The sequence below is a fragment of the Brasilonema angustatum genome, from assembly GCF_059505445.1.
In genome coordinates this window covers 1-22,782 of record NZ_JCACKO010000063.1, presented here as the reverse complement: position 1 = coordinate 22,782, position 22,782 = coordinate 1, and the positions used below count along the sequence as shown (strand labels likewise).

Sequence of the window (22,782 nt, the reverse complement as noted above, 5' to 3'; positions counted from 1 at the left end):
GATGAAAAGCGAGCTTCATGTACCAAGTGATTTAAAGTTTTTAACCATCGTAGAAAACTGGTTGGTAGGTTGCTTGGAAGTTCAGTTCAAAGGTTCAGTTGATTGGTCAAAGCAATCAAGTCGCTTGCGCTTAGTTTTGGTGGAAGCCTATTCTAATGTGGTACGTCATGCCCATAAGGATCAACCCTACTTGCCAGTTCTCATTCGTCTAGAATTGAAAGACCAGGATATTGCATTGGAAGTTTGGGATCACGGCGAAGGCTTCGATTTATCTGATTATTCGCCCCCAAATCCTACTGATCAACAAGAAGGTGGCTACGGTTGGCTCATCATGCATCGTCTCATGGATAACGTAGAGTACCAGCTACAGGTTGAGGGTGGTAACTGTTTGAAGCTAGAAGTCACCTTGCCAAAAATTAACACTACGGCATAAATATAGCAGGGAACTCTTAACACGGAACTCTTAACAGGCGTGTGAAAGTCTGGTGGTGTGGGCATTTTCTCATTAGTTCATGTCCTAATCTACCTGGCAACTGCTATAAAATGCCAAAATCATAAGATAATTAAAAAAATTAACAAAAATTATAATTTTTGCTACGTTTATTTGATTTCTTGCTTGTGATCATTTTTAGAGTGAGTGAAATTTGACCAATTAACTTTAGATCGTCTGTTGAAGACGACACCTAAATAGTGAAATTTGACCAATTAACTTTAGATCGTCTGTTGAAGACGACACCTAAATTGGGAACGTGCCTCACGAGTCCGGCAAGTGGCGTACAACCCTCTGTTGGGTAGCGTTTACAATACTAACTGGCTCGACCGGAAAAAACCGATCTGAGTCTTTGCTTAACTAGTTTTGTGCCAAAGTCTCTCGTACATGTTCTCAAGCGCCCGTTCGCCCTAGGCGTGCCGTTCGGCGATAGCCGTGGCGTTAGCCATAGGCATAGGGCGCAAGACAAGGCTAGGCTAGGTTTTTTTATGTGTATCTACTTACTCATCGTCGCAAATTGAGTAATTCTTTGGGAGAGGCTAAAAGTTTTATTCTCGTATAAAGGATTTCTTTTTGTTGACTGAGGATAAATTTCCACAAGACGTTAACACCACACCAAGAAGTTTGTGCTTTGCCTGTCACCTGAAATTGAATTTGCTCACCCTCTAAAGTCTCGACGACACCCTCACAGGGGTAAGCTTTCACATTTTGAGCCTCTTGTTGTAGATATCGAGTAATTGCATCTCGCCCCACAATCCCGGATTCAAATGGGGGATGCATAACACCATCTTCTGCAAACAAAGCAGCTGTTTCCTCAAATTTTCCTGCATTCAAAGTTTGAAAGTAATGCAGTAGAGTTGGTTCTGTAATTCCCGATCTTTGCAAATTTTCATCTACTGTTGTGGGTGTAGATTCAGCAACTGTCATAGATTTACCTGTATCACGATAGCTAACAATTCATTCATTGAAATACAAAAGCAACCACACTCGAAAGCTACTTTTGAGGTATATTTTTTTGGCGAGTACAAATTACTAGCGTGATAGTAGACCAAAGCCCATGTCAGTCACAACTTTGACTCAATAGTGTAAAATAGAAAAACTATACTATCATAGGGCAAATTAAAAGAAAGTAAATGAATCTATCCCCCCGAACAAATAGCAGTGAGGTCAAAAAAAAAGCCTTAGAGTTGGGATTCCAAAAGGTTGGGATTGCTGCGATAGATGGGGAAAACACAACACAGACACAAAAATTGCAAACTTGGCTAGGGTTGGGTTATCACGCTGATATGGAATGGATGACAAATCCTAAGCGCCAAGATATTCGTAAGGTTATGCCAGAGGTGCGAACGATCATTAGTGTCGCCCTCAACTACTACACACATCATCAACGTCCTGGAACAAGGGAATACGCAAAAATTTCTCGCTATGCTTGGGGACGAGACTACCATAAAGTCATGCACAAAAAACTCAAGGCAATGACAACCTGGTTGCAAGGATTTGATGAAGGAATTCAAGCACGATACTATGCAGACACAGGTCCAGTGCAAGATAAAGTATGGGCGCAAAAAGCTGGACTTGGTTGGATTGCAAAGAACGGAAACGTGATAACCCAGGAGTATGGCTCTTGGGTGTTTTTAGGGGAAGTGCTGACGAATTTGGAGTTGCAGAGCGATCGCCCACATACAGAACACTGTGGTACTTGTACTCGTTGTATTGACGCTTGTCCAACAGGTGCTATCACCCAACCGTTTGTCGTCGATGCTAATCGCTGCATTGCCTATCACACGATTGAAAATCGCAATGAAAAATTGCCCCAAACAATGACATCCCACTTACAAGGCTGGGTTGCTGGTTGTGATATTTGCCAAGAAGTTTGTCCTTGGAATCAGCGCTTTGCCAAACAAACAGATGTTGCAGAGTTTGAACCGTATCCTGGGAATCTTGCGCCTAAACTGGTAGAATTAGCTCAAATATCAGATCAAGAGTGGGATAGACAATTTTCGGCATCAGCGTTGCGACGGATTAAGCCAGATATGTTGCGACGGAATGCCCGTGCTAATCTAGACGCATTCCCACAGGCGAAAGAATGACCCAGAAAGTAATTATTTTTGATTTTGATGGCACAATTGCTGATACAGTAGATGCTTTGGTAAGTATTGCCAATCGTTTAGCTGGAGAGTTTGGATATATACCAATTACCCAAGAGGAGCTTGGCCTTTTAAGAAACTTAAGCTCTAGGGAAATCATTAAATACTCAGGAATTTCAATTTTAAAAATACCTTTTTTGGTCAAAAAAGTGAAAACTGAGTTAAAAAATAAAATAAAAGAATTAAAACCAATTTCAGGAATTAAAGAAGCCTTAGTTGCGCTTAACAATGAAGGTTATAGACTAGGAATTATAACCTCTAATTCTCTAGAAAATGTGACAGATTTTATCAAGGTCAATGATTTAGATAAGTTATTTGAGTTTATCTCTTCAGGAGTGACAATTTTCGGTAAAACAACAATAATTAATAATGTATTGAAGCAAAAACAGATTAAACCTCAAGAAGTTATCTATGTAGGAGATGAAACCAGAGACATCGAAGCATCAAAAAAAGCAAATATTAAGGTGATCGCAGTGACTTGGGGGTTCAACTCACAGGAAGTATTAGCAAAACAACATCCAGATTTTTTAATTCATCACCCAAGTCAGTTGTTAGAGGTAATAAAATCTATTAATTGTTAGTTTAATTGTCAACTAACAATTAATATAAGCTATTTTTTATAGTAAATTTCGGGAGGTAGCAATCCTCCCGAATATTTTTCCATGTTGTGATGTATAGGAATGAGAAAAGAGTAAAATAACGCTGAATACAGATTGAACACTTATCTGAGTTGACTTTGTTATCAAATCCAGCCAATACTACTTTTATTAACCCTTTTTCTTTGCCTGTTCTACCAAATCATCACTAACGTTAGTTATAGCTTCAGTTTTAGAAGCACCAACATCTTTTGCCAAATCTGTGTAATCATCAGGATTACTAGTTTGCTTGGCTTGTGTTTTTCTCTATTCCGATTGACCCACTTCCTGCTTAGGTGCAGTTACCTCTTCAGCCGCTTTGGCACCTTCACCTGTGCGATCAATTCCACTCACGCTCAATTGCTGTGCAGCTTTATAATCTTCTTCGATATCCACGCCTGGTGCTTTTTCTTCACCACTAGCGATGTTTTCAGCGGCTAATTGTGCATCCTGGGTAGGAGATTCCGATGGATTGGGCTTCACTTCGTCAGGCATGACTAACTCCTGCAAGTATTTCTTTATCAAACTGGTATTGTATCAAAGGCAACTCTTCTATCCTTGGCATCTGTGGATAGATTTTTACCTCTATTAAAAGGCAGATAAAAGTCTATTTTGCCAGTTCCTAAAACTCTTTCTCTTGGTGGTCGATATTGATGATCAAACTCTGATACCCCTAAGTTTGATCTGTGAAATAACCTTGGATAAAAATTATGACATCAAGTTACGATCAAAATGTTCCTCAAGCCCTAAGCGGTGAAACTCAAAAAGTCGTAGAGACATTTAACCGCTTAGATACAGATGCCAAACTGGCTTGGTTGTATTTTGTGTATAAAAAAATGGGTGACTCAATTACTCCCGCTGCTCCCCCTGCCGCAGAACCAGAACTAGCACCAATACTATTAGGCGATTACTATAAATTGTCTAAGGATGAACAATTGACAATTATGCGAGAAATTGTCAACCGTGAAGATTCTGAATCTTCTCGTGCGTATGGTGCCATCAAAGAAAACAACCAGCTATTCGTCTGGTTTGCTTGGGCACAAAATATGGGTGATCAAGTCGTTGACATACCAGGAAACTACAAACCAACTGACGCAGTTAACAATGTGCTTTCTCAAATAGAAACACTGGATTTTGAAGAACAAATGTCTGTCTTGCGGACAGTTGTCGGTGATATGGGCTACAGCGATGTTAAGCCGATTGAAACTCAATCCGAAACTGGCAAAACCTCAAGCCTTTAATCACTAGGGGGGTGATGGTGCGTTAGGCAAGCTTAACGCATCCTAGCGAATTAATTGCAAAGTCTATAAATGTGATGTGTGTTGTATTGGGAGTGGCGATCGCTGCTGCTATCAAAAAAAGGCGATAAGCCGTTCGCGCAGCGTGCGCTTTGCGCATAGGCTTGACGCTCCGCGTATCGCGATTGCAGATAACCTCAATGCTGTTGCATCAATGGAGTAGTATTCACAAGCTAAGACACCGCCAAATGACCCACATCAGATGGACTGAGGTGAGAGTGTACAACATCACCGTCACGAAACCAAACAACACGCCGTGTTTGACGAGCAACTTCTGGCTCATGGGTTACCATTACAACAGTGATACCACTGCCATTGAGTTCACCAAAGATATCCAATACTTCTTGGGTTGTGCGCGAGTCGAGTGCGCCTGTCGGCTCATCTGCAAGAAGTAAAACTGGACGGTTTACAATGGCACGAGCTATAGCCACCCGTTGCTGTTGTCCTCCAGACAGTTGAGTTGGTTTATTATTTAGACGCTTTTCTAAGCCTACTCGCTTGAGAGCTTCTGTGGCTCTATCACGTCGTTCCTTACCGTTCACACCAGCGTAGATCATCGGCAGCATTACATTTTCTAAAGCGCTCAGCTGAGGTAAAAGGTGAAATTGTTGGAATACAAATCCCAGTTTTTTATTCCGAATTTCTGCCAAATCTGTATCTTTCATTTGGGCGACATCAAGTTTATCCAGGTAATAATGTCCCGAACTGGGGCGGTCCAAGCAACCAATGATATTCATTGCCGTGGATTTACCAGAACCAGATGGCCCCATGATTGAACAGTATTCACCCTCCTCTATAGTGAGGTCAACACCGTTGAGTGCTCGCACTTCAGCTTCGCCACTACCGTAAACTTTAAAAACATTTTCTAAACGAATAATAACTGGTTGATTTCCCGGATTGGGAACGCGGGAGTCAGTCAGTAATTGAGTATTTGCCATATAAATTTTTAACCGAATTTTACCTAACCCACTATCAGTTTACTGAATTGGGTAATGCTACTCTAGTTACCTGCTTTGTTTTAAATTCTTTTAAGCACTTCTTAACGCCACAATTGGATCGAGTTGAGCCGCACGACGTGCAGGTACAACACCAAAGAATAAACCAATACCACCAGAAACACCAACTGCAAGGGCAATTGCTACAGGAGAAATTCCTGCTTTTAGTGGAGTCAAGGCTGATACTACCATAATGCCGCTCACACCAATCGCAGTACCAATTAACCCACCTGCTGCTGAGAGAATGATCGCTTCTATGATGAACTGTGACAGAACATCCTGCTGAGTTGCACCAATAGCTTTACGTAAACCAATTTCTTGAGTGCGTTCAGTAACGGAGACGAGCATAATATTCATGATGCCGATACCGCCGACAAATAGGGAGATACCTGCTACAGCAGCCAGCATAATTGTCAAAGCACCTGTGATTTGACCAACAGTTTGCAAAGCATCCTTCTGAGTGCGGATGGTAAAGTCATCTTCGCTGATAATTTTGTGCCGCAGGCGTAGCAAATTGGTGACTTGAAATTCTGCCGCATCAACACTGTTGCTATCACGAGCAGAAGCAACAATGTAATCTAATGCAATGCCATAGGGAGAATTCCGTCCGACAAGTCGATTTGCTGAGGTTGTGATTGGCACCAATGCTGCTTCATCATAGTCAGATCCCAAGCTTGAGCCTTTAGCTTCTAGGACACCAATAACTTGAAAGCTAGCATTTTTGATTCGCAACTGCTGACCTATGGGATTACTAATACCAAATAATCTTTCTGCTAAATTGGCACCTAGTACAACAACTTGATTATTGCGCTTTATATCAATGTCGGTAAAAAACCGACCTTTGGCAGTATCAAACTCCCGTACTTTGGGAAAGCTGGAAGTTGTGCCAATGATGTTGACATTGGTATTTCTGTTACGGTAATTGGCTACATATCTACCATTTAACTCAGGCGCGACTCCTGCTACTGTTGGCACTTGAGAGGCGATCGCCTCCGCATCTTCCAGCACTAGATTTTTCGCCACTTTCCTGCTGATACGCTGAGTCTCACGATTACCAGGAATGACAAACAAAATGTTTGATCCTAGGGAATTTAGCTGGTTTTTGACAAACTTTTGCCCTCCTTCACCAACCCCAATCATGGCAATGACTGAGGCATTCCCGATGACAATACCCAGCATGGTGAGGGCGCTACGTAACTTATTCGACATCAGGGTTTTCCCTGCCATCTTGATACTTTCTAGGATGTTCATTTCTTTTCCTGTTCCTGCTTTTTCTGAATCATGTAATCTGCAGGTGGGTTGAGAAAGATGCGATCGCCCCCTTGCAGTCCCTCTAAAACCTGAGTTTGGTCTTTGACCTGTGCTCCAATTGTGACAGGACGAAACTGGGGTTTATTCTTTGCATCTGGTACTAAGACACCTGTGTTTCCCTTCTCAGTTACAATTGCTACAGTTGGCACGAGTAAGGCATCTTGTACTTTATCACCTAAAAAGGTCATGTCCACGTTCAGGCCAGAACGCAGTTTGTCTCTGCCAGTATCAATTGCCACCCGGATCTGGAACAATGTGACACCTTCTTCCTTGACTGCTTCAGGAGCAATCAAGCGGACATGACCTTTAAATACTTGATCAGGATAGGCATCGGCGACAATTTCTACCTGCTGCCCCTGCTTAATTCTACCTATATCAGCTTCTGGCACACTCGCTAGAACTTCTAAGCCACGTGCGACAGCAACAACAGAACTAGAAGTTGCCGATGCACTTGAGGAAGCGGAAGTTGTTGGTGTGACGTACGCACCAACATTGGCGTACTTCTGGGTGACAACTCCGGAAAAGGGAGCGCGGATAATCGTATTGTCTAAATTTACTTGCTCTGTTTTTAACTTAGCTTGAGCAGCTGCAACAGCTGCTTTACGCGCTTGTATTTCCTCGGGACGGGAACCCGCTTCCGATAATTGCAAAGCTGCTCGTGATTCAGCAACTGTTGCTTCTTTTTGAGAAATTTCTTCAGAACGAGTGCCAATTTGTTGTAGAGATAGGCGTTTTTCAGCTTCTAGCAAACTCGCCTTAGCAGCATTATCTTCACTTATGGCTTGGTCGAGCAATTGTTTTTTCTCAGCTCCCTGCTGGTAGAGAGATTGGTAACGCTTGAGTTGTTCGGTTGTATATTTCGCCTTTGCTTGAGCGGCATCTACTTGAGCTTGTGCCTGAGCAATTTCTTGAGGACGATTACCAGCACGCGCTTGAGCAAGTTGCGCCTCTGCTTGTGCTAAACGTGCTTTTGCTTGAGCAATTTCTTGAGGACGATTACCAGCAACGACTTGATTCAACTGTGCTTGGTTCTGTGCTAAGTTTGCACGAGCCTCAGCGATTCGTGCTTGAATATCTGCACTGTCCATTTTGGCAATAATTTGCCCTTGGTTGACCTTGTCGCCTTGCTCAACATACAACTGTACCAGAGTTCCAGAGTTTTTCGGGCTAATATTCACGCTCTGAACAGGCTGCACTATACCACTGGCAGAAATTCGCACAGTCACATCTTTCGCTTCAACTGGGACAGTCAGTGCAGTTATGTCTTGTTTGCTTGTTCCCCGATTGACAACTGTGTATGTTGTGGTTCCACCAATCACCAATACTCCAGCTGCCGCTAAACCAATCAACCAGCGTACTGGATGCTTAACTTTTTTATCAATTACAGGAGTTTCTAAGTATATAGTCATAATAGCTTGTCATGACAATAGCTTGATATCAGCGTTTTTCAGTGTAAGAGCAAAACGAATAATTTGGAGTTTTACAACTTTTAGAAGGCTTTTGAAAATAGAGTTATTAATAAATCAATGAGTATGTAAACATATAGAATCTATAGTAGCTTAATTTATCTTCATAATATTGGTAAATGCTTTGTTATGACTTCACCTGAATGGGTGACTTTTACAGTTATTATGAACACTATAAATTTTGCGTCAGTTGGCATTTTTTGGAAGAATGACAGTTCTACAGCCAGACAAAAAGGATGAAAATGCAGTTGCACCTGATCTTTAATATTCTGAGTTTGGTTATCTAAATCATTAGCTTGTTGTTGAAAATTTAACTTGCGTACTGGTATAGCATGATATTATTTGAGTCATAGCTTGTTGTCAAAAAGCTAAGCCAAGGTTGTCATCCACAATAGCTGCGACTCTGTTACAAAATAGCGACGGTAAAGCAGATTTGGGGATGGAGATGGGGTAAAAGCCGCCTCGCCAAAGTCCAGTGTGATTAGGAACCACTATGCCCTTGGTGAGTAGGTGCGCAAATGAGGGGTTTCGGGTGTGCCAGGAGGGACTGCTGTAAGCGCAAAGCGTGCCGAAGGCATACGCGTTTGATTCATATGCTCCCTTGCATACCCCAACAGAGGTTCCCTGCGAGTCCCCCAAGTAGCGTTCATCGGTCACAAGTCAGGGAATACGCTTGTACTCTTGTTTGTAAAAGTTTCCTGTCGTCAACAGTGGAAATCGTTTAAGCTAACGGAAAGATTCTTTCATTCTTGGCAAAGAGGCGGTAGTGTGCCTAAACGGATTGGTTTGATTTCTCTTTTAGTTATTTGTTGTGGTTTGTCCATACCTCAACCTACGAACGCACAAGCACTGGTACCTCATACACTGCAACTTGATGCGGCGAAGTTGGAGCAGCAAGGTTTAGGTTTGGCAAAGGAAGCAGCACAACTCGCGCAGTTTCAACAGTATGAACTAGCTCTACCAAGAGCTCGGTTAGCATCACAACTGGCTCCTAAGAACGATAAAGTGTGGTTTCTCTTGGGTGGGTTGTATTTGCAAAGTAAAAAATTGGATGATAGTATTAACGCTCTGAAAAAGGCACAATCTCTCAATCCCAAAAATGGCGACGTTCAGTTTGCTTTGGGTTCGGCTTACTTTCAGCAGCAAAAGTACCAAGTGGCTGCGAGTTACTACCAGCAGGGTTTGAAGTTAAAGCCCAATGATCCAGAGGGATTGTTTGATTTGGGCAATGCTTACTACATGCAGAATAAACTTCCAGAGGCCCTCATCCAATATAAAAAAGCTATTTCCTTTGACAAAAAATTCTGGCCCGCCATTAACAACGTTGGATTAATTTTGTATGAACAGGGTGACATCCAGGGCGCAATTAAGCAATGGCAAGACGCTGTTGGGATGGAGAAACAAGCCGCAGAACCCTTATTAGCATTGGCAGTAGCTTTATATGCCAAAGGCGATCAAAGACAAGCTCTAGCAATGGGACAAGCCGCAGTCCGCATTGATGAACGCTATGCTGATTTAGATTTTCTTAAACAAAATCTTTGGGGCACACGCTTGCTGTCTGATACGAAAAAATTCTTAGAATTACCTGGCATTCAAGCTGCTCTCCAGCAACGTGAAGAACCTTCAGATTCTAGCACCAGGCAACAAATGACCCCGCAGTAGAGAACAGGGGATCAGGGAAAGGAGGGAAATTGTCTCTGATTTGGAGTAAGTTTCTCCCTCATCTTTCCCATTGCTACTTGCTGAAAATCTCATCTAATAGTACATATATATTATTATATCAAAGAAGCAGTAGCCCAATCGCAATCTATGTGTTGAGCTACTGTTCCAGGTATGTTCTTAAGAAAAGAACACTACTATGGAAATGTGCTAGGTGCAGTTTACCGGGGGGGAAACATTCTTTTATGCCCCAAATGGTGCGTTTAGTCGTTCTGTTGAGGTAGCAGTGCCAAGATCTGGTCAACAAACTGTTGGTGGTCCACAATCGGCTTAGATATGTAGCCATCAGCACCACTTTGTTTGAGAAAGTTCTCGCGATCGCCCTCCATAGCGTGTGCTGTTACCAAAATAATAGGTAAGATAGCTGTTTCCGGATCGGATTTTAACATTTGTGTAATTTTGATACCATCAACAGACTTACCCTGGTAAACACTTCTTGACAGAGAAACATCCATCAAGATAATGTCAACTTCTCCCGATTGGGCAATTTTGATAACTTCTTCTACATTTTCAGTATGTTTGACCTCCAAGCCACCTCGCTTAGTCAAGATTTTGGAAAAAACGCGAGCATTAATCAGATCATCTTCGACAATCAAAACAGTTTTCATGAGAATTTGACTTTTGTTTGTGCATCTTAACTAAAAGCACACAGGCTAGTGAACAGGACAATACCACCTAATTAAAACTTTGTGTGCTTTCTTTGAAATAATCAATATAAATCTTTGTCAACAAGGATGATACTACCGCTTTCTATCCTGTGACTATCAAGATTGTGTAATGAAGAATATTTCATCCGTGATGCTGTGGTTGCTGCAGTCTTCGTTAACGGCAAATTCTGTGTAGTGGAAATTTAGGAAAAAAAACTCATGGCAAAACAGTTAAACCTTCTCTGTGAGGGACAGGTCATTACCACAGCCTTGCATACTGAGATGCAACGGTCTTATCTCGAATATGCCATGAGTGTCATTGTTGGGCGAGCGTTACCAGATGTGCGAGATGGCTTAAAACCAGTTCACCGACGCATTTTGTATGCCATGCACGAATTAGGGTTGACACCGGATCGACCCTATCGTAAGTGTGCGCGTGTGGTGGGAGACGTGTTAGGTAAGTACCACCCCCACGGTGACCAAGCAGTTTATGATGCCTTAGTCAGGCTGGTACAGGACTTTTCCAGTCGCTATCCTTTATTAGCAGGACATGGTAATTTCGGGAGTGTGGATAATGATCCGCCAGCAGCGATGCGTTATACAGAAACGCGCCTTGCAGCTATCAGCCACGAGGGAATGCTGACGGAAATTGGTGATGAAACGGTAGATTTTATCGGTAACTTTGATAATTCCCAACAAGAACCAACCGTATTACCAGCACAGTTACCATTTCTCTTGCTCAATGGCAGTTCTGGTATTGCTGTGGGAATGGCGACGAATATTCCACCGCATAACTCAGGGGAAGTGATAGATGGGTTGATAGCATTAATTGATAACCCTGATTTATCCGATGAAAAATTATTTGAGATCATTCCCGGACCAGATTTTCCCACTGGTGGTGAAATTGTGGGTAACGCTGGAATCAAAGAAGCATACACCACAGGTCGAGGCAGTATTGTGCTGCGGGGAATTGCCCAAATTGAGGAAGTTGCGCAAAGCAGGGGTAACAAGCGCCGGACAGCAATTGTGGTTACAGAATTGCCTTATCAGGTGAATAAGGCTGGTTGGATTGAGAAAGTCGCGGACTTGGTGAATCAAGGTCGGCTTCAAGGAATTGCAGATCTTCGGGATGAAAGCGATCGCCAGGGAATGCGCGTCGTGATTGAACTCAAACGCGATACCAATTTTCAAGAAGTTCTCCAGAATTTGTATCACCAAACCGCCTTGCAAAGCAACTTTGGGGCGATTCTCCTCGCCTTGGTAGATGGACAACCGCGTCAGTTGAGCTTGCGTCAACTGTTGCAGGAGTTTTTAAGTTTTCGGGAGCAAACTCTGAACCGTCGCTACTCTCATGAATTGGATAAGGCTCAAACTCGGCTGCATTTGGTTGAAGGTTTACTCAAAGCACTATCTCACGTAGATGAGGTTGTAGAGATTTTACGAAGTGCTGCTGATGGGACTACAGCAAAAATGAGCTTGCAAAACCGACTGGATTTGAGTGAGGTGCAAGCGGATGCTATTTTGGCTATGCCATTGCGACGTTTAACGAATTTAGAACAGCAAAATTTACACAAGGAGTATGAGCAACTCAATGGGCAAATTCAGTTGTTGCGGACGTTGCTGGACGATAGACGAGAATTATTGAAGTCACTCAAGAAAGATTTGCGATCGCTCAAGCGCAAATACAATGATGATCGTCGGACTAGGATAGCACAGGAGCAGAGGAACAGGGGAGATCTTGAACACAAGAGCAACACAGCACAAGAGGATATAGAAAATACAAAATCCAAAGTTGAAAATCTTAAACTGGAAGCCCCGCCAGAAGAAGTCGTATTAGAGTTTACGCACAGGGGATATGTACGTCGCTCTCAACCTTCACCCCGAAAGGCGAGAACTGACAACAGTACGTCCGATAATGACATTGTGCTCCAAAGTGTGTTAACTGACACAGCAAAAGACTTGCTGGTACTCACCAGTGGTGGTAAGGTTTACCCAGTGAATGTGGCGGATATCCCTGCCAGCAGTGGACGTTCTGCACGAGGAACACCATTGATTACGTTGCTGTCAAATTCTGCTCAGCAGGACGCTCAAGAAGGTGTGATTAAGCGCTTTATATTACCAGATCATCCAGAAAATAGTGAGATTGTTCTCCTGACAAAGCAAGGAAGAATCAAGCGTTTGTCCCTTACAGAATTAACTAACCTTACTCGTCGTGGAATAACTATCTTGAAACTCAAAGACGAGGATGAATTGTTATGCACTCAGTTCAGCACTGGAAGCGAACATTTGGTTTTGGCAAGTTCAGGTGGGCGAGTTTTGAAGTTTGAGGTTAATGACAATCAATTCCCGATTATGGGTCGCGCTGCTATGGGTCTGCAAGGTTTACGCGTGCGCCAGCAAGAAGAAATGGTTGGTTGTGTGACTTCAAACACAAAGGAAAACCTGTTACTGGTCACTCAATTAGGATACGCTAAGCGCATTCCTGTAAGTGGTTTGCGGGCGGCGAATCGGGGTGATATTGGAACTCAGACCTTTAAATTCACCAACAAGACTGACATTTTAGCAGGAATGGTACGAGCGATCGCAGGTGCTGAGGTGGCTGTAGTTACCAATCACCAACGAGTGGTACGCCTTGGAGTAGAAACAGTTCCAATCTTGGGTAAAGATAGCCCTGGTGAAAGTATCCTTCAACTTAGTCGTGAAGAAAAAATCATTTCTGTGATTGAACTACACTCGTAATGCTCAGCCTGCAATTCTAGTGTAGAGAGGCTATGCTGATCATTGCTGGGTAATTGCCAGGCAGTGCTTACTTTAGAAATACTTTCACTTAACCGTAAGTACTAGCGTAAGTTAAGCTGTGCTGGCTTAGCCCCAGTTAAGGATTTGCGCCATAAAACAAGTAGTCACAGCGCAAATAGTTTAGCCTCAGGTGCTACAAACGTCCACTCAAATTGCTTGGTGTTGCTGGATTTCGCTTTACATTGATAAATTTGTACTCCTGTAGCCCTCTCCCCAAGCAGTAGCACTTGATTTGGTGGTACCTTTAAGTTTTCAGGAAGCTGAGGCAGCGCAATCGTCTTCTGTTGTGGCGTTTGAGCAACACCAACCTGTGCAATCAGTAACGGAAGTAGTAGGAAGCATATCTGTTTGCACTTCATTTCTAGTTTCATGACACTTAAACCTCATTCAACAAAGGAGGAACACCAATTACCTTAAAGAGATTTACTTCAAGGTAAGTTAAAAATAAGTCAAAAAATTGCAATAAGATTATGGGAAAAGTGACACAACTTCTTAAAAATTGTTATATTAGTTTACATAAGGTAACAAACCTTAAATAATTCAGTTTGGAGTGCCAGTTATGACAAACGCAACAAAAACCGTTACCCCTGTAGTTGATGACCGTAATTCTTGGCGTTGGGGTTTCACACCTCAAGCAGAAGTTTGGAATGGTCGCTTGGCGATGATTGGCTTTTTAGCCGCTGCCCTTATTGAGCTATTCTCTGGTCAAGGTTTCCTACACTTCTGGGGCATTCTGTAACTTTTCTGGTTACAGAGCGCTTGGTAATAAATAAATACATAAATAAACAAAAAGCCTGGAAGTGTTATACTTCCAGGCTTTTCGCAAGCACCAATAGCCTGTTTGTGGGTTAACCTCAAAACAGCACTGGTTTGACCGCTTTTTGTTTTTTCTCAATCATGAGTCATTTGTCTAAAATCAATGACTCATGACATAATGACTAATAACTAACGGATGTACTCCTTTAGAACGCTGTTACGATTTGGGTGACGTAACTTGCGTAGCGCCTTTGCTTCAATTTGACGAATTCGCTCACGAGTCACATTGAAAATTTGTCCGATTTCTTCTAAGGTCTTCATACGACCGTCATCTAAGCCATAACGCAATCTGAGAACATCTCTTTCACGGGGGCTAAGGCTGTCGAGTACTTTTTCCAGGTCTTCTCGCAGCAGGTTTTTAGAAACTTGGTCTTCTGGTGTTTCACCATCAGATTCAATAAAATCGCCCAGTCGAGAATCCTCTTCTTTACCAATTGGCGTTTCTAGTGAAATAGGCAATTGTGCTGATTTAGCAATAAACCGCAGCTTCTCAATTGTCATTTCCATTCTCGTGGCAATTTCTTCTTCGGTGGGTTTACGACCCATTTCTTGAGAAAGCAGCTTGGTCGTTTTCTTAATCCGGGAAATGGTTTCGTACAGGTGAACTGGAAGGCGAATAGTACGGGATTGATCAGCGATCGCACGGGTTATCGCCTGACGAATCCACCATGTCGCGTATGTAGAAAACTTGTATCCTTTCTCGTGGTCAAACTTTTCTGCCGCACGAATCAAACCAAGACTACCTTCTTGAATCAAGTCTTGAAAAGACAAGCCTCGATTCATATACTTCTTCGCAATTGAAACGACAAGACGCAGATTTGATTGGACCATCTTATCTTTCGCTCTGCGACCAATGTGTAGCCGATAACGAAATTGTGGCATGGGTATTTGTACTGCTTCTGCCCATTCACTGTCGTAAGGCTCACGAGCTAACTGCTGCGAAAGTTTTTCGCGCGCTCGTTCTAATTCCAGTAAATCGGCAATCTTGCGTGCCAATTCAATTTCTTCGTCTGCACGCAACAGGCGAATTCGACCTATTTCTTGCAAGTAAAGGCGGATCGAATCTTCCGTGTAATGCTTTTTCTTGCTTTGAGATCGACGACGCCCCTTAGCGGCTTTTCCAGACTTTAAGTCGTCCTCATCAGACTGAGGCTCTAAAAATTCATCGAGTTCGCCTTCATCGCCCGTCAGCAAGTCCTCTTCGTCGTCAATTAAGAGTTCTTCTAACTCAATCTCAGGCTGATTCATTATTTCCAGATCATCAGGCTGATATATATTTTCGAGTACGTTGTTAGCCTGGTTCATGCCGCGTTCCTCATGCTCCTTGCAGAATCAATTACTTAAGATGTGTTTACTACTCTTAAGGTGAACTATTTACCAACACAATAGAGGGCTTTTGGCGACTTTGCCTAAGATAAATTTAGAATTTATACACCTTCACAACGGAGTTTTCCCCTAGAGAGAAAGCCTGGTTGAAGATAAATTCTTATCTTTAGTCAACGCCATGTGTGTTGCCAAGCAACATCACCTTTCACTTACTAGTCTAAATAAAGACTTTGGACTACTAAAAACAATTACCACTCCATACAAATGAATATGACTGTTGGGAGATTCTTTTGTAAAGACTGTTCCGATTGTAGCCTGTTTCACAGAAATTGAACTGTTTTTGTGTCCTAATCATGAAACTATTGAACAATCTAAATACTGTTGCATCAAAAGTAAGACATTGATAAAGAGACTATACTTTTGTATTTTCTCCAAAATTTTTTGGAATTGCTGGGGTATTTTCATTTGAATTTCGTGTCAATACACCTGCTTCATATCTAGACCAATGTATTACTTAGAACATTCTTTACTTAGAAAAAGCATATTTTTGATCGAATGAGATCAGAAAAGATCCTTACAGCCATTTTTACATTTCCTTTACAAGCAACTGAGTGGAGTTAAGTTCGCCATATGGCGACAAGTATGTCTTACACAACCTGTCTAAGGTGGCTTTGTATTTTCTTCCATTAGGCGTACTATAAGCACCATGAATACAACAAATAGAGTAACGGTGGTGTTTTTCGTGATCACTTAACTTTCTTCTGCCAATCACTTTAACTTAGGAGTTAAGACTTTGGCAGCATCAGTTAGCTCGAAAAGGAATCTAGACTCAGCCAATCTGCTCTTAATCACACGTTAACGTACTGTTGAAACTTCAACCTTATGAATCTTGACAAACTCTTCTTATTGTATACAAGGATAATTTTAATCAATTAAAAAAGGATTTGACAGTTAAGACTATCGATAATAACCTATTTCATGCCCAATTTCAGAAGACAGGTACGAAATATACCATAGCCTGCTATGAGGTGTTTTAAGAAATATTTATCACCAGAGCACCGTACAGATGATCATCAATTGTTTGATCACTCTGGTAATGGTACTAATCCCTTGTTGGTTAATTGAGAGGTCTGGAAATGTGGGACGAAAGTAGACAGTGGCTTAGGATAAGGGGAATAATTGAAACTATATTCTGGTTGCTCGTTCTAAGAAGACATTGCTCCAACCAGTACTTAAAGTTAACAACAATAAACAGAAATGCAGAGTATATTGGTTGTAAAAATGTTTGTTTTTATACTTAAGCAAATAAAAATAAATATTATCTCAGTGCTTTTTAATAAAGAATTTTTATATGTGTAAGGAGTTACCTTAAATATCTCATATCTCAAGTGAGTAGCTTGGTATCTCCACAGTTATCACTTCCATCCCTTGGGTAACGATGGCTTTAAACAAGCGTGTCCTCGGAAAATAGGCATACCAGTGAGGGCAGGTTTACTGGTAACAGTTCACTGAATCTAATTAGAGCCAAGACTTGCTGGAAATTTTGGAGGTAGAATAACCTTATCCACTACGTGAACGACGCCGTTACTAGCTGGAATGTCTGCCTGAATGACTTTAGCATCGTTTACGATAACTCTACTGGTGGTAGTGTCAACCTTTACTGTCACAGCAGAACCTTCAATTGTTTTAACCTGTCCAGATGTCAGTTGGCTAGAGGTGACCTGTCCCGGTAGAACATGATAGCTCAAAAGTTTGATCAATTCTTGCTTATTTTCTGGTTTAAGAAGCTTTTCAATTGTACCTTTTGGTAAAGCAGCGAAAGCAGCATTCGTCGGAGCAAAGACTGTGTAAGGTCCTTGTTCTGCCATTTGTTGAGTTAAACCTGCAGCTTGCACTGCCTGTGTTAGCGTTGTAAAAGAACCCTGAGTGGATGCTGAGTGTGCCAGTTCTGCCAAATTTTTGCTTGCCGTTGGGGTAGTAGGAGTTTTTGTTGCTGGAGTTTTCGCAGCTTGAGGAGAAGTTGTGTTATCCACACTAGGCTGACCACAAGCAGACAAAGCTATAAGACTAACAGCAACAATAACGCTAAATAGTACTTTTGCTAAATTGTTTTTGCTTGCTTTCATGTTGTTATATCTTCTTCTAAGTATTGTTCCACTAAAATTTCTAAATTTTAACAAATGTTAATAAAGTAACTGATACTCAGTTACGTTCATACATCTTAGCTTCTCGGTCTTGTCCCTTTTGTGCCAACAACTAGTATGCCAGTTGTGAGACCGGGTGTGCTGACTTGTAGACGCCTTCCGGCGGACGCTGAAACAGCAAGCAGTTCGCAGTCCTTGTTTCTTCCGCAGGGCAACAAGGACTGCGAATGATGGAAAGTCCAGGACGGTGCAGCAGGGGAGCCACTGCGGAAGTGACAGCCCAAAAGGTTTTCCGCCTTGTTGCAAGAGCGTCTCCCCAGGACTTAGGATGTGGTGAGACCAGCGCTCTTTGGAGGGTCTCCCGCTCTCACGGCGACTGGCGTATGCGCAAAGCGCACGGCCAGAGGTCTAAAGCGTTTGCGCAGCGCCCCTTTTAGGGGCTAGCGGAACCAAAGGTTCTCCCCGATAGCCGTAAGCCGTGGCGTTAGCCATAGGGCGTTTTCTCGCTCTCACGATGACGAGGGTTTCCGTTGGGCTTCCCTTCAGCTACAATGTGGGCTTTTACCCTTACTAGGCGACTGGCGTCGCCAAAAACGCGTCCGGAAAAGATAGGTAATTTTGTATCGGGAAGCGAGTAGTCAGCAAATTCACACACAACTTAGATATCTAAATCGGTCAAATTGAGTTTGGAACCGTAAGTTTCAATGAATTCGCGACGGGGTGCAACGCGATCGCCCATCAAAATCGTGAAAATCCGATCAGCTTCGGCGGCGTCTTCAATTTCCACTTGCTTGAAAGTGCGAGTTTCTGGGTTCATCGTGGTTGTCCACAGTTGTTCTGGCATCATTTCACCCAAACCTTTGAAGCGTTGGATGGTGTAATTGGCGTTATCGGGAAACTCAGCCAGACGCTGTTGTAGCTCACGCTCACTATAGCAATAGTAATGATTACGTCCCCGTTCTACTTTAAACAGTGGGGGACAAGCGATGTAAATATGACCCTGCTCAATCAACGCCCTCTGATACCGATAGAAGAAAGTTAACAACAAAGTCCGGATGTGCGCTCCATCTACGTCAGCGTCAGTCATTATGACTATACGGTGATAGCGCAGTTGGGATGCGTCGAATTCTTCGCCCTTAACTCCTAAACCGAGTGCTGTAATGAGCGCCTGAATTTCAGTATTTTTATAAATTTTGGCGTCGTCAGTTTTCTCAATATTCAGGATTTTACCGCGCAGGGGGAGAATTGCTTGGAAGCGGCGATCGCGTCCTTGTTTTGCACTCCCACCTGCTGAATCCCCTTCCACGATGTAGATTTCCGACTCCTTAGGATCCCTAGAACTACAATCTGCTAATTTACCTGGTAAAGGTGAAGATTCCAGCACCGATTTGCGCCGCACTAATTCCCGCGCATGTCGGGCGGCTTCTGCAGCTTTGAAAGCTTGGATAGCTTTATCTAAAATAGAATCAGCAACACTAGGATGAAATTCCAGGTACTCGGTGAGAACTTCTCCGACAAAAGAATCTACTATTCCCCGAACTTCTGTGTTACCTAATTTGGTTTTGGTTTGTCCTTCAAATTCCGGTTCTGGGACTTTCACAGAAATCACACCCGTCAAACCTTCGCGGACGTGTTCCCCACTTAGGTTAGGTTCATTTTCTTTGATTTTGTTGCGTTTGCGGGCAACATTATTCAAAGTACGAGTTAGAACTGCCTTTAAACCTTCTAGATGTGTACCACCGTCCACCGTGCGAATATTATTGGCAAAGCCTAGGACATTGTCTGTATAAGCATCAGTACACCACTGCAAAGCAACTTCAACTTGAACGTTGTTGCGTTCTCCCTGTACAAAGATAACTTCTTCATGCAGTGGTTGCTTATCACTGTTCATATAGGTAATATATTCCCGAATACCACCTTTGTATTCGTAGGTTTCTACCTTAGGTTGATCACTTTTAAGCAGTTCCAGACGGTTATCAGTAAAAGTAATTTTGACTCCAGCATTTAGATATGCCAATTCCCGCAAGCGGCTTGATATAGTCGTGTAATCAAATTCAGTGACGGTTGTAAAGATTTGGGAGTCGGGTTTGAAGGTGACAGAAGTTCCCGTGCGGTTTTCCTTGTAGGGCTTGGCTATCAGTTCTGTTACAGGAACACCCCGTTCGTAGCGCTGGATATGAACCTTTTTATCTCGCCAAACTGTCACTTCTATCCACTCAGACAGGGCGTTCACCACGGAAACACCAACACCGTGCAATCCTCCAGAAACTTTGTAGCCCCCGCTGCCAAATTTTCCCCCAGCGTGTAGTACTGTTAACACAGTTTCCAATGCTGATTTTCCCGTTTGAGGGTGAATATCTGTAGGGATACCCCGACCATCATCTACAACGGTTACAGAAGCATCAGAGTTGAGATCCACCTCCACATGAGTGCAGTAACCCGCCAAAGCTTCATCTACTGAGTTGTCCACCACCTCGTAAACTAAATGATGGAGTCCTCGCGGGCCTGTGGAACCTATGTACATTCCCGGTCTCTTGCGAACGGGTTCCAGACCTTCCAGAACTTGAATCTGAGCGGCACTGTAACTGCTCGTCATGTAAACTCTCCTGTTAATTGGGGTTAAAATCGCCTAATGGTTTCAAATATCAAAAGACTCAAAAATTCTAGCACAAAAGCCTTGCTGGCGACTTTAGGGCAATTTGAAGAGAAGTTTATGAGGGGGATGTACCTAATTAGTTATCAGCTGTCAGTTGTCAGTGTTTACTCTTCATTGACTAATGACTAAATTAATTGTGATTTGTGGCGCGACGGCGACGGGTAAGTCGGGATTAGGGTTGGATTTGGCAATGCGACTTGACTCAGTTATTCTGAGTGCAGATTCCCGTCAGGTTTATCGGGAATTTAATATTGGTACAGCTAAACCTACAGAAGCTGAACAAAAGTTCGTACCACACTATCTTATAGATATCTGCAAGCCGACAAACACTATGACAGTTGCAGACTATCAAGAGCAAGCACAGGCGTTAATTGCTTCTGGTTCTCATCCTCTGTTCCTCGTTGGTGGGACTGGTTTATACATACGCTCCATCACACAGGGTTTGAGAATTCCCAGGGTTGCAGCGCACAAGGAATTGCGATCGCAACTCGAATCTTTAGGTCAAAGGCTATTGTACGATATGTTGCAACAAGTTGACTCGATTGCAGCACAAAAAATTCATCCAAACGACTCAGTCCGCACTTTAAGGGCATTGGAAGTATTTTACGTCACTGGTCGCCCAATTTCCCATCAGCAAGGAGAGAATCCCCCAAATTATCCGATTTTGCAAATTGGTTTGGACTGTGACTCTGCTCACCTTACCCAACGCATCGCACAGCGTACACAGAAGATGATTGCAGATGGTTTAGTAACAGAAGTAGAGTACCTTTGCCAGAAATATGGTACTGACTTACCTTTGCTCAATACTTTAGGATATCAGGAAATCAAACAACATTTGGCAGGAGATATTTCTTTGGATGAAGCGAAAGAATTAACTGTTTTGCACACAAGGCAATTTGCTAAGCGCCAACGGACTTGGTTTAGAGCATATCCTCAAATTGAGTGGTTTGATGTAGAAAGTCCTGATTTGTTGGATAAAGTTTGGCAACGGGTGCAAGAGTTCATCGCTAACTGTAGTGGAGAGTAACCGACGAACTCATCAATTTAAACTTGTAATACTTAAGCACTTTCCTTTTGATAATGAAATCAGAACAATGAACAATACAATTGTCATCTTATTATTTATTTCGCTCTTGCTCAATCTTTTATTTTTGTTGCTAGTGACTGTATTTATTGCCAGAAGAGGAGGAGTTTCATCTTTATTACAAAAAATCGTTCCCAGCAAGTCTACTCAAAATAATTACTCAATTTATTATCTACAGAAAAAAAGCCAGTTTGAAATCCTGCCCAAATTCTATTCCGGAATCATTTTCTTGGGAGATAGTTTAACTGATGAAGGCGAATGGGGAGAATTGCTGGAAAATCCAAATATAAAAAATCGTGGTATTAGCGCTGACACGACAGATTCTGTTTTAAATCGTTTAAACGCTGTTGTGGCATCTAAACCAAAAAAAATTTTCTTAATGATAGGCATTAATGACTTTATCAATGCTCATAAATCTGTCGAACAGACATTAACTGGATACAAGCAGATTTTGACAGAATTGCGAAATAAAATACCAAACACAAAAGTATTTATTCAAAGCGTTTTACCCATCAATAATCAAGTGACTCGCTATTGGCAAGACAATAAGAACGTCTGGCAACTAAATTTGCAGTTGAGAGAAGTGGCTAAAGAGTTTTCTTATGAGTACATAGATGTTTTCTCTCATTTATCCGATTTGCAGAATCAATTAGATGCTCGATACACACAAGATGGACTGCATTTAAATGGTCAAGGATATTTAATGTGGAAGCAAGCTATTGAAAAATATGTGAAAGAATAATTCGTCCTTGATAATTTTTTGGTTGAAGCGTTTCATGAAACCTCTCTACAGAGTATCAGGATCAATACCCATAGCTCGTAGTTTTTCTGCAAGTAATTGAGCACGTTGTTCTGCTTGGGAAGCACGCTCATCCCCAGTTTGTACAACAATACCATCTTTGTAACACCAACGTAACCAAACATCTTGCCTACCTTCAAATTCTCCTTGCCAGAGGGTTAAACCTAAGCCAACTTGCTCTAACCAAGTTTCTGTCGTTTCAAAGTAGCGTCTTCCGCGAAGTTCATAAACCCGCAGCACTTGTTCTCCTAATTGACAAGTGGGATCATAGACAATATAGTAACTGACCCGCATATGTTCATAAATTCCCAGTTTTTTCCCTAGTTCATCACCTTCTTTGTTCGAGACAATTTCAATCGCAACTTCTGGAGGCTTGCCAAAACGCCAAACCATATACAATACCTTTGCCAATTTACGAGGCTGGAACGGTACTAGAAGCATTGTGAATAC

General features: G+C 42.3%; 20 protein-coding genes and 1 pseudogene. 9 read left to right on the top strand and 12 right to left on the bottom strand.

Annotation, left to right across the window (positions count from 1 at the left end; all coding sequences use genetic code 11):
• The first annotated feature begins 1 nt into the window (after position 1).
• Positions 2–433 carry an ATP-binding protein gene (locus tag AC5JM2_RS13210; RefSeq protein ID WP_495835332.1) on the top strand — a complete coding sequence of 144 codons (432 nt, stop codon included), beginning with the start codon at positions 2–4 and terminating at the stop codon, positions 431–433.
• Between the two features lie 561 nt (positions 434–994).
• On the opposite strand, the gene AC5JM2_RS13205 is transcribed toward AC5JM2_RS13210, so the two are convergent.
• A complete protein-coding gene (locus tag AC5JM2_RS13205; RefSeq protein ID WP_495835331.1) occupies positions 995–1,417 on the bottom strand; it encodes a ketosteroid isomerase family protein in 423 nt (140 codons plus the stop codon).
• Positions 1,418–1,623: 206 nt separating this feature from the next.
• Here AC5JM2_RS13205 and queG point away from each other — a divergent pair, with 206 nt between their 5' ends.
• Together queG and AC5JM2_RS13195 are read left to right on the top strand one after the other, a co-directional pair.
• On the top strand, positions 1,624–2,580 hold the full coding sequence (gene queG / locus AC5JM2_RS13200) for a tRNA epoxyqueuosine(34) reductase QueG (protein ID WP_495835330.1): 957 nt from the start codon (positions 1,624–1,626) through the stop codon (positions 2,578–2,580).
• On the top strand, positions 2,577–3,218 hold the full coding sequence (locus tag AC5JM2_RS13195) for an HAD-IA family hydrolase (protein WP_495835329.1): 642 nt from the start codon (positions 2,577–2,579) through the stop codon (positions 3,216–3,218). Before queG ends, AC5JM2_RS13195 begins: the two co-directional genes overlap by 4 nt.
• Before the next feature lie 186 nt (positions 3,219–3,404).
• Here AC5JM2_RS13195 and AC5JM2_RS13190 read toward each other — a convergent pair.
• Positions 3,405–3,767: pseudogene (locus AC5JM2_RS13190) on the bottom strand (hypothetical protein).
• 215 nt (positions 3,768–3,982) lie between these two features.
• On the opposite strand from AC5JM2_RS13190, the gene AC5JM2_RS13185 reads away from it, so the two are divergent.
• Positions 3,983–4,513 carry an orange carotenoid protein N-terminal domain-containing protein gene (locus tag AC5JM2_RS13185; protein WP_495835328.1) on the top strand — a complete coding sequence of 177 codons (531 nt, stop codon included), beginning with the start codon at positions 3,983–3,985 and terminating at the stop codon, positions 4,511–4,513.
• Between the two features lie 22 nt (positions 4,514–4,535).
• Here AC5JM2_RS13185 and AC5JM2_RS13180 read toward each other — a convergent pair whose 3' ends face one another.
• The 4 genes from AC5JM2_RS13180 to AC5JM2_RS13165 all read right to left on the bottom strand — a co-directional run bounded on the left by AC5JM2_RS13180 (position 4,536) and on the right by AC5JM2_RS13165 (position 8,285).
• Positions 4,536–4,670: a hypothetical protein gene (locus tag AC5JM2_RS13180; RefSeq protein WP_495835327.1), complete on the bottom strand. Its 135-nt coding sequence runs from the start codon at positions 4,668–4,670 to the stop codon at positions 4,536–4,538.
• Positions 4,671–4,743: 73 nt separating this feature from the next.
• A complete protein-coding gene (locus tag AC5JM2_RS13175; RefSeq protein ID WP_495835326.1) occupies positions 4,744–5,508 on the bottom strand; it encodes an ABC transporter ATP-binding protein in 765 nt (254 codons plus the stop codon).
• 90 nt (positions 5,509–5,598) lie between these two features.
• Positions 5,599–6,816 (bottom strand): ABC transporter permease, encoded by a 1,218-nt coding sequence (locus tag AC5JM2_RS13170; protein WP_495835325.1) that lies wholly within the window; start codon positions 6,814–6,816, stop codon positions 5,599–5,601.
• Positions 6,813–8,285, bottom strand: coding sequence for an efflux RND transporter periplasmic adaptor subunit (locus AC5JM2_RS13165; protein WP_495835324.1), 1,473 nt, complete (start codon positions 8,283–8,285; stop codon positions 6,813–6,815). Before AC5JM2_RS13165 ends, AC5JM2_RS13170 begins: the two co-directional genes overlap by 4 nt.
• 825 nt (positions 8,286–9,110) lie before the next feature.
• Here AC5JM2_RS13165 and AC5JM2_RS13160 point away from each other — a divergent pair.
• Positions 9,111–10,004 carry a tetratricopeptide repeat protein gene (locus AC5JM2_RS13160; RefSeq protein WP_495835323.1) on the top strand — a complete coding sequence of 298 codons (894 nt, stop codon included), beginning with the start codon at positions 9,111–9,113 and terminating at the stop codon, positions 10,002–10,004.
• 260 nt (positions 10,005–10,264) lie between these two features.
• Here AC5JM2_RS13160 and AC5JM2_RS13155 read toward each other — a convergent pair whose 3' ends face one another.
• Positions 10,265–10,669, bottom strand: coding sequence for a response regulator (locus tag AC5JM2_RS13155; protein ID WP_495835322.1), 405 nt, complete (start codon positions 10,667–10,669; stop codon positions 10,265–10,267).
• A 258-nt stretch (positions 10,670–10,927) separates the two neighbouring features.
• Between AC5JM2_RS13155 and gyrA the strand changes: the two genes are divergently transcribed.
• Entirely contained in the window at positions 10,928–13,447 is a 2,520-nt protein-coding gene (gene gyrA / locus AC5JM2_RS13150) for a DNA gyrase subunit A (RefSeq protein ID WP_495835321.1), read from the top strand.
• Between the two features lie 164 nt (positions 13,448–13,611).
• Here the strand turns inward: gyrA and AC5JM2_RS13145 are convergent, their stop codons facing one another.
• Entirely contained in the window at positions 13,612–13,878 is a 267-nt protein-coding gene (locus tag AC5JM2_RS13145; protein ID WP_495835320.1) for a DUF3455 domain-containing protein, read from the bottom strand.
• Between the two features lie 188 nt (positions 13,879–14,066).
• On the opposite strand from AC5JM2_RS13145, the gene AC5JM2_RS13140 reads away from it, so the two are divergent.
• Positions 14,067–14,246 (top strand): high light inducible protein, encoded by a 180-nt coding sequence (locus tag AC5JM2_RS13140; RefSeq protein WP_495835319.1) that lies wholly within the window; start codon positions 14,067–14,069, stop codon positions 14,244–14,246.
• A gap of 206 nt (positions 14,247–14,452) precedes the next feature.
• Here AC5JM2_RS13140 and rpoD read toward each other — a convergent pair whose 3' ends face one another.
• The 3 genes from rpoD to gyrB form a co-directional block, all read right to left on the bottom strand.
• Complete coding sequence (gene rpoD / locus AC5JM2_RS13135) at positions 14,453–15,628, bottom strand: RNA polymerase sigma factor RpoD (RefSeq protein WP_495835318.1); 1,176 nt, start codon at positions 15,626–15,628, stop codon at positions 14,453–14,455.
• Between the two features lie 1,535 nt (positions 15,629–17,163).
• Entirely contained in the window at positions 17,164–17,775 is a 612-nt protein-coding gene (locus AC5JM2_RS13130; RefSeq protein WP_495835317.1) for a fasciclin domain-containing protein, read from the bottom strand.
• A 676-nt stretch (positions 17,776–18,451) separates the two neighbouring features.
• On the bottom strand, positions 18,452–20,389 hold the full coding sequence (gene gyrB / locus AC5JM2_RS13125) for a DNA topoisomerase (ATP-hydrolyzing) subunit B (RefSeq protein ID WP_495835316.1): 1,938 nt from the start codon (positions 20,387–20,389) through the stop codon (positions 18,452–18,454).
• 181 nt (positions 20,390–20,570) lie between these two features.
• Here gyrB and miaA point away from each other — a divergent pair, with 181 nt between their 5' ends.
• Together miaA and AC5JM2_RS13115 are read left to right on the top strand one after the other, a co-directional pair.
• Positions 20,571–21,476: a tRNA (adenosine(37)-N6)-dimethylallyltransferase MiaA gene (miaA, locus tag AC5JM2_RS13120; RefSeq protein ID WP_495835315.1), complete on the top strand. Its 906-nt coding sequence runs from the start codon at positions 20,571–20,573 to the stop codon at positions 21,474–21,476.
• Positions 21,477–21,543: 67 nt separating this feature from the next.
• Positions 21,544–22,275 (top strand): GDSL-type esterase/lipase family protein, encoded by a 732-nt coding sequence (locus AC5JM2_RS13115; RefSeq protein WP_495835314.1) that lies wholly within the window; start codon positions 21,544–21,546, stop codon positions 22,273–22,275.
• A 45-nt stretch (positions 22,276–22,320) separates the two neighbouring features.
• On the opposite strand, the gene AC5JM2_RS13110 is transcribed toward AC5JM2_RS13115, so the two are convergent.
• Positions 22,321–22,782: Uma2 family endonuclease (locus AC5JM2_RS13110; RefSeq protein WP_495835313.1), on the bottom strand; the 462-nt coding region annotated here is incomplete at its 5' end.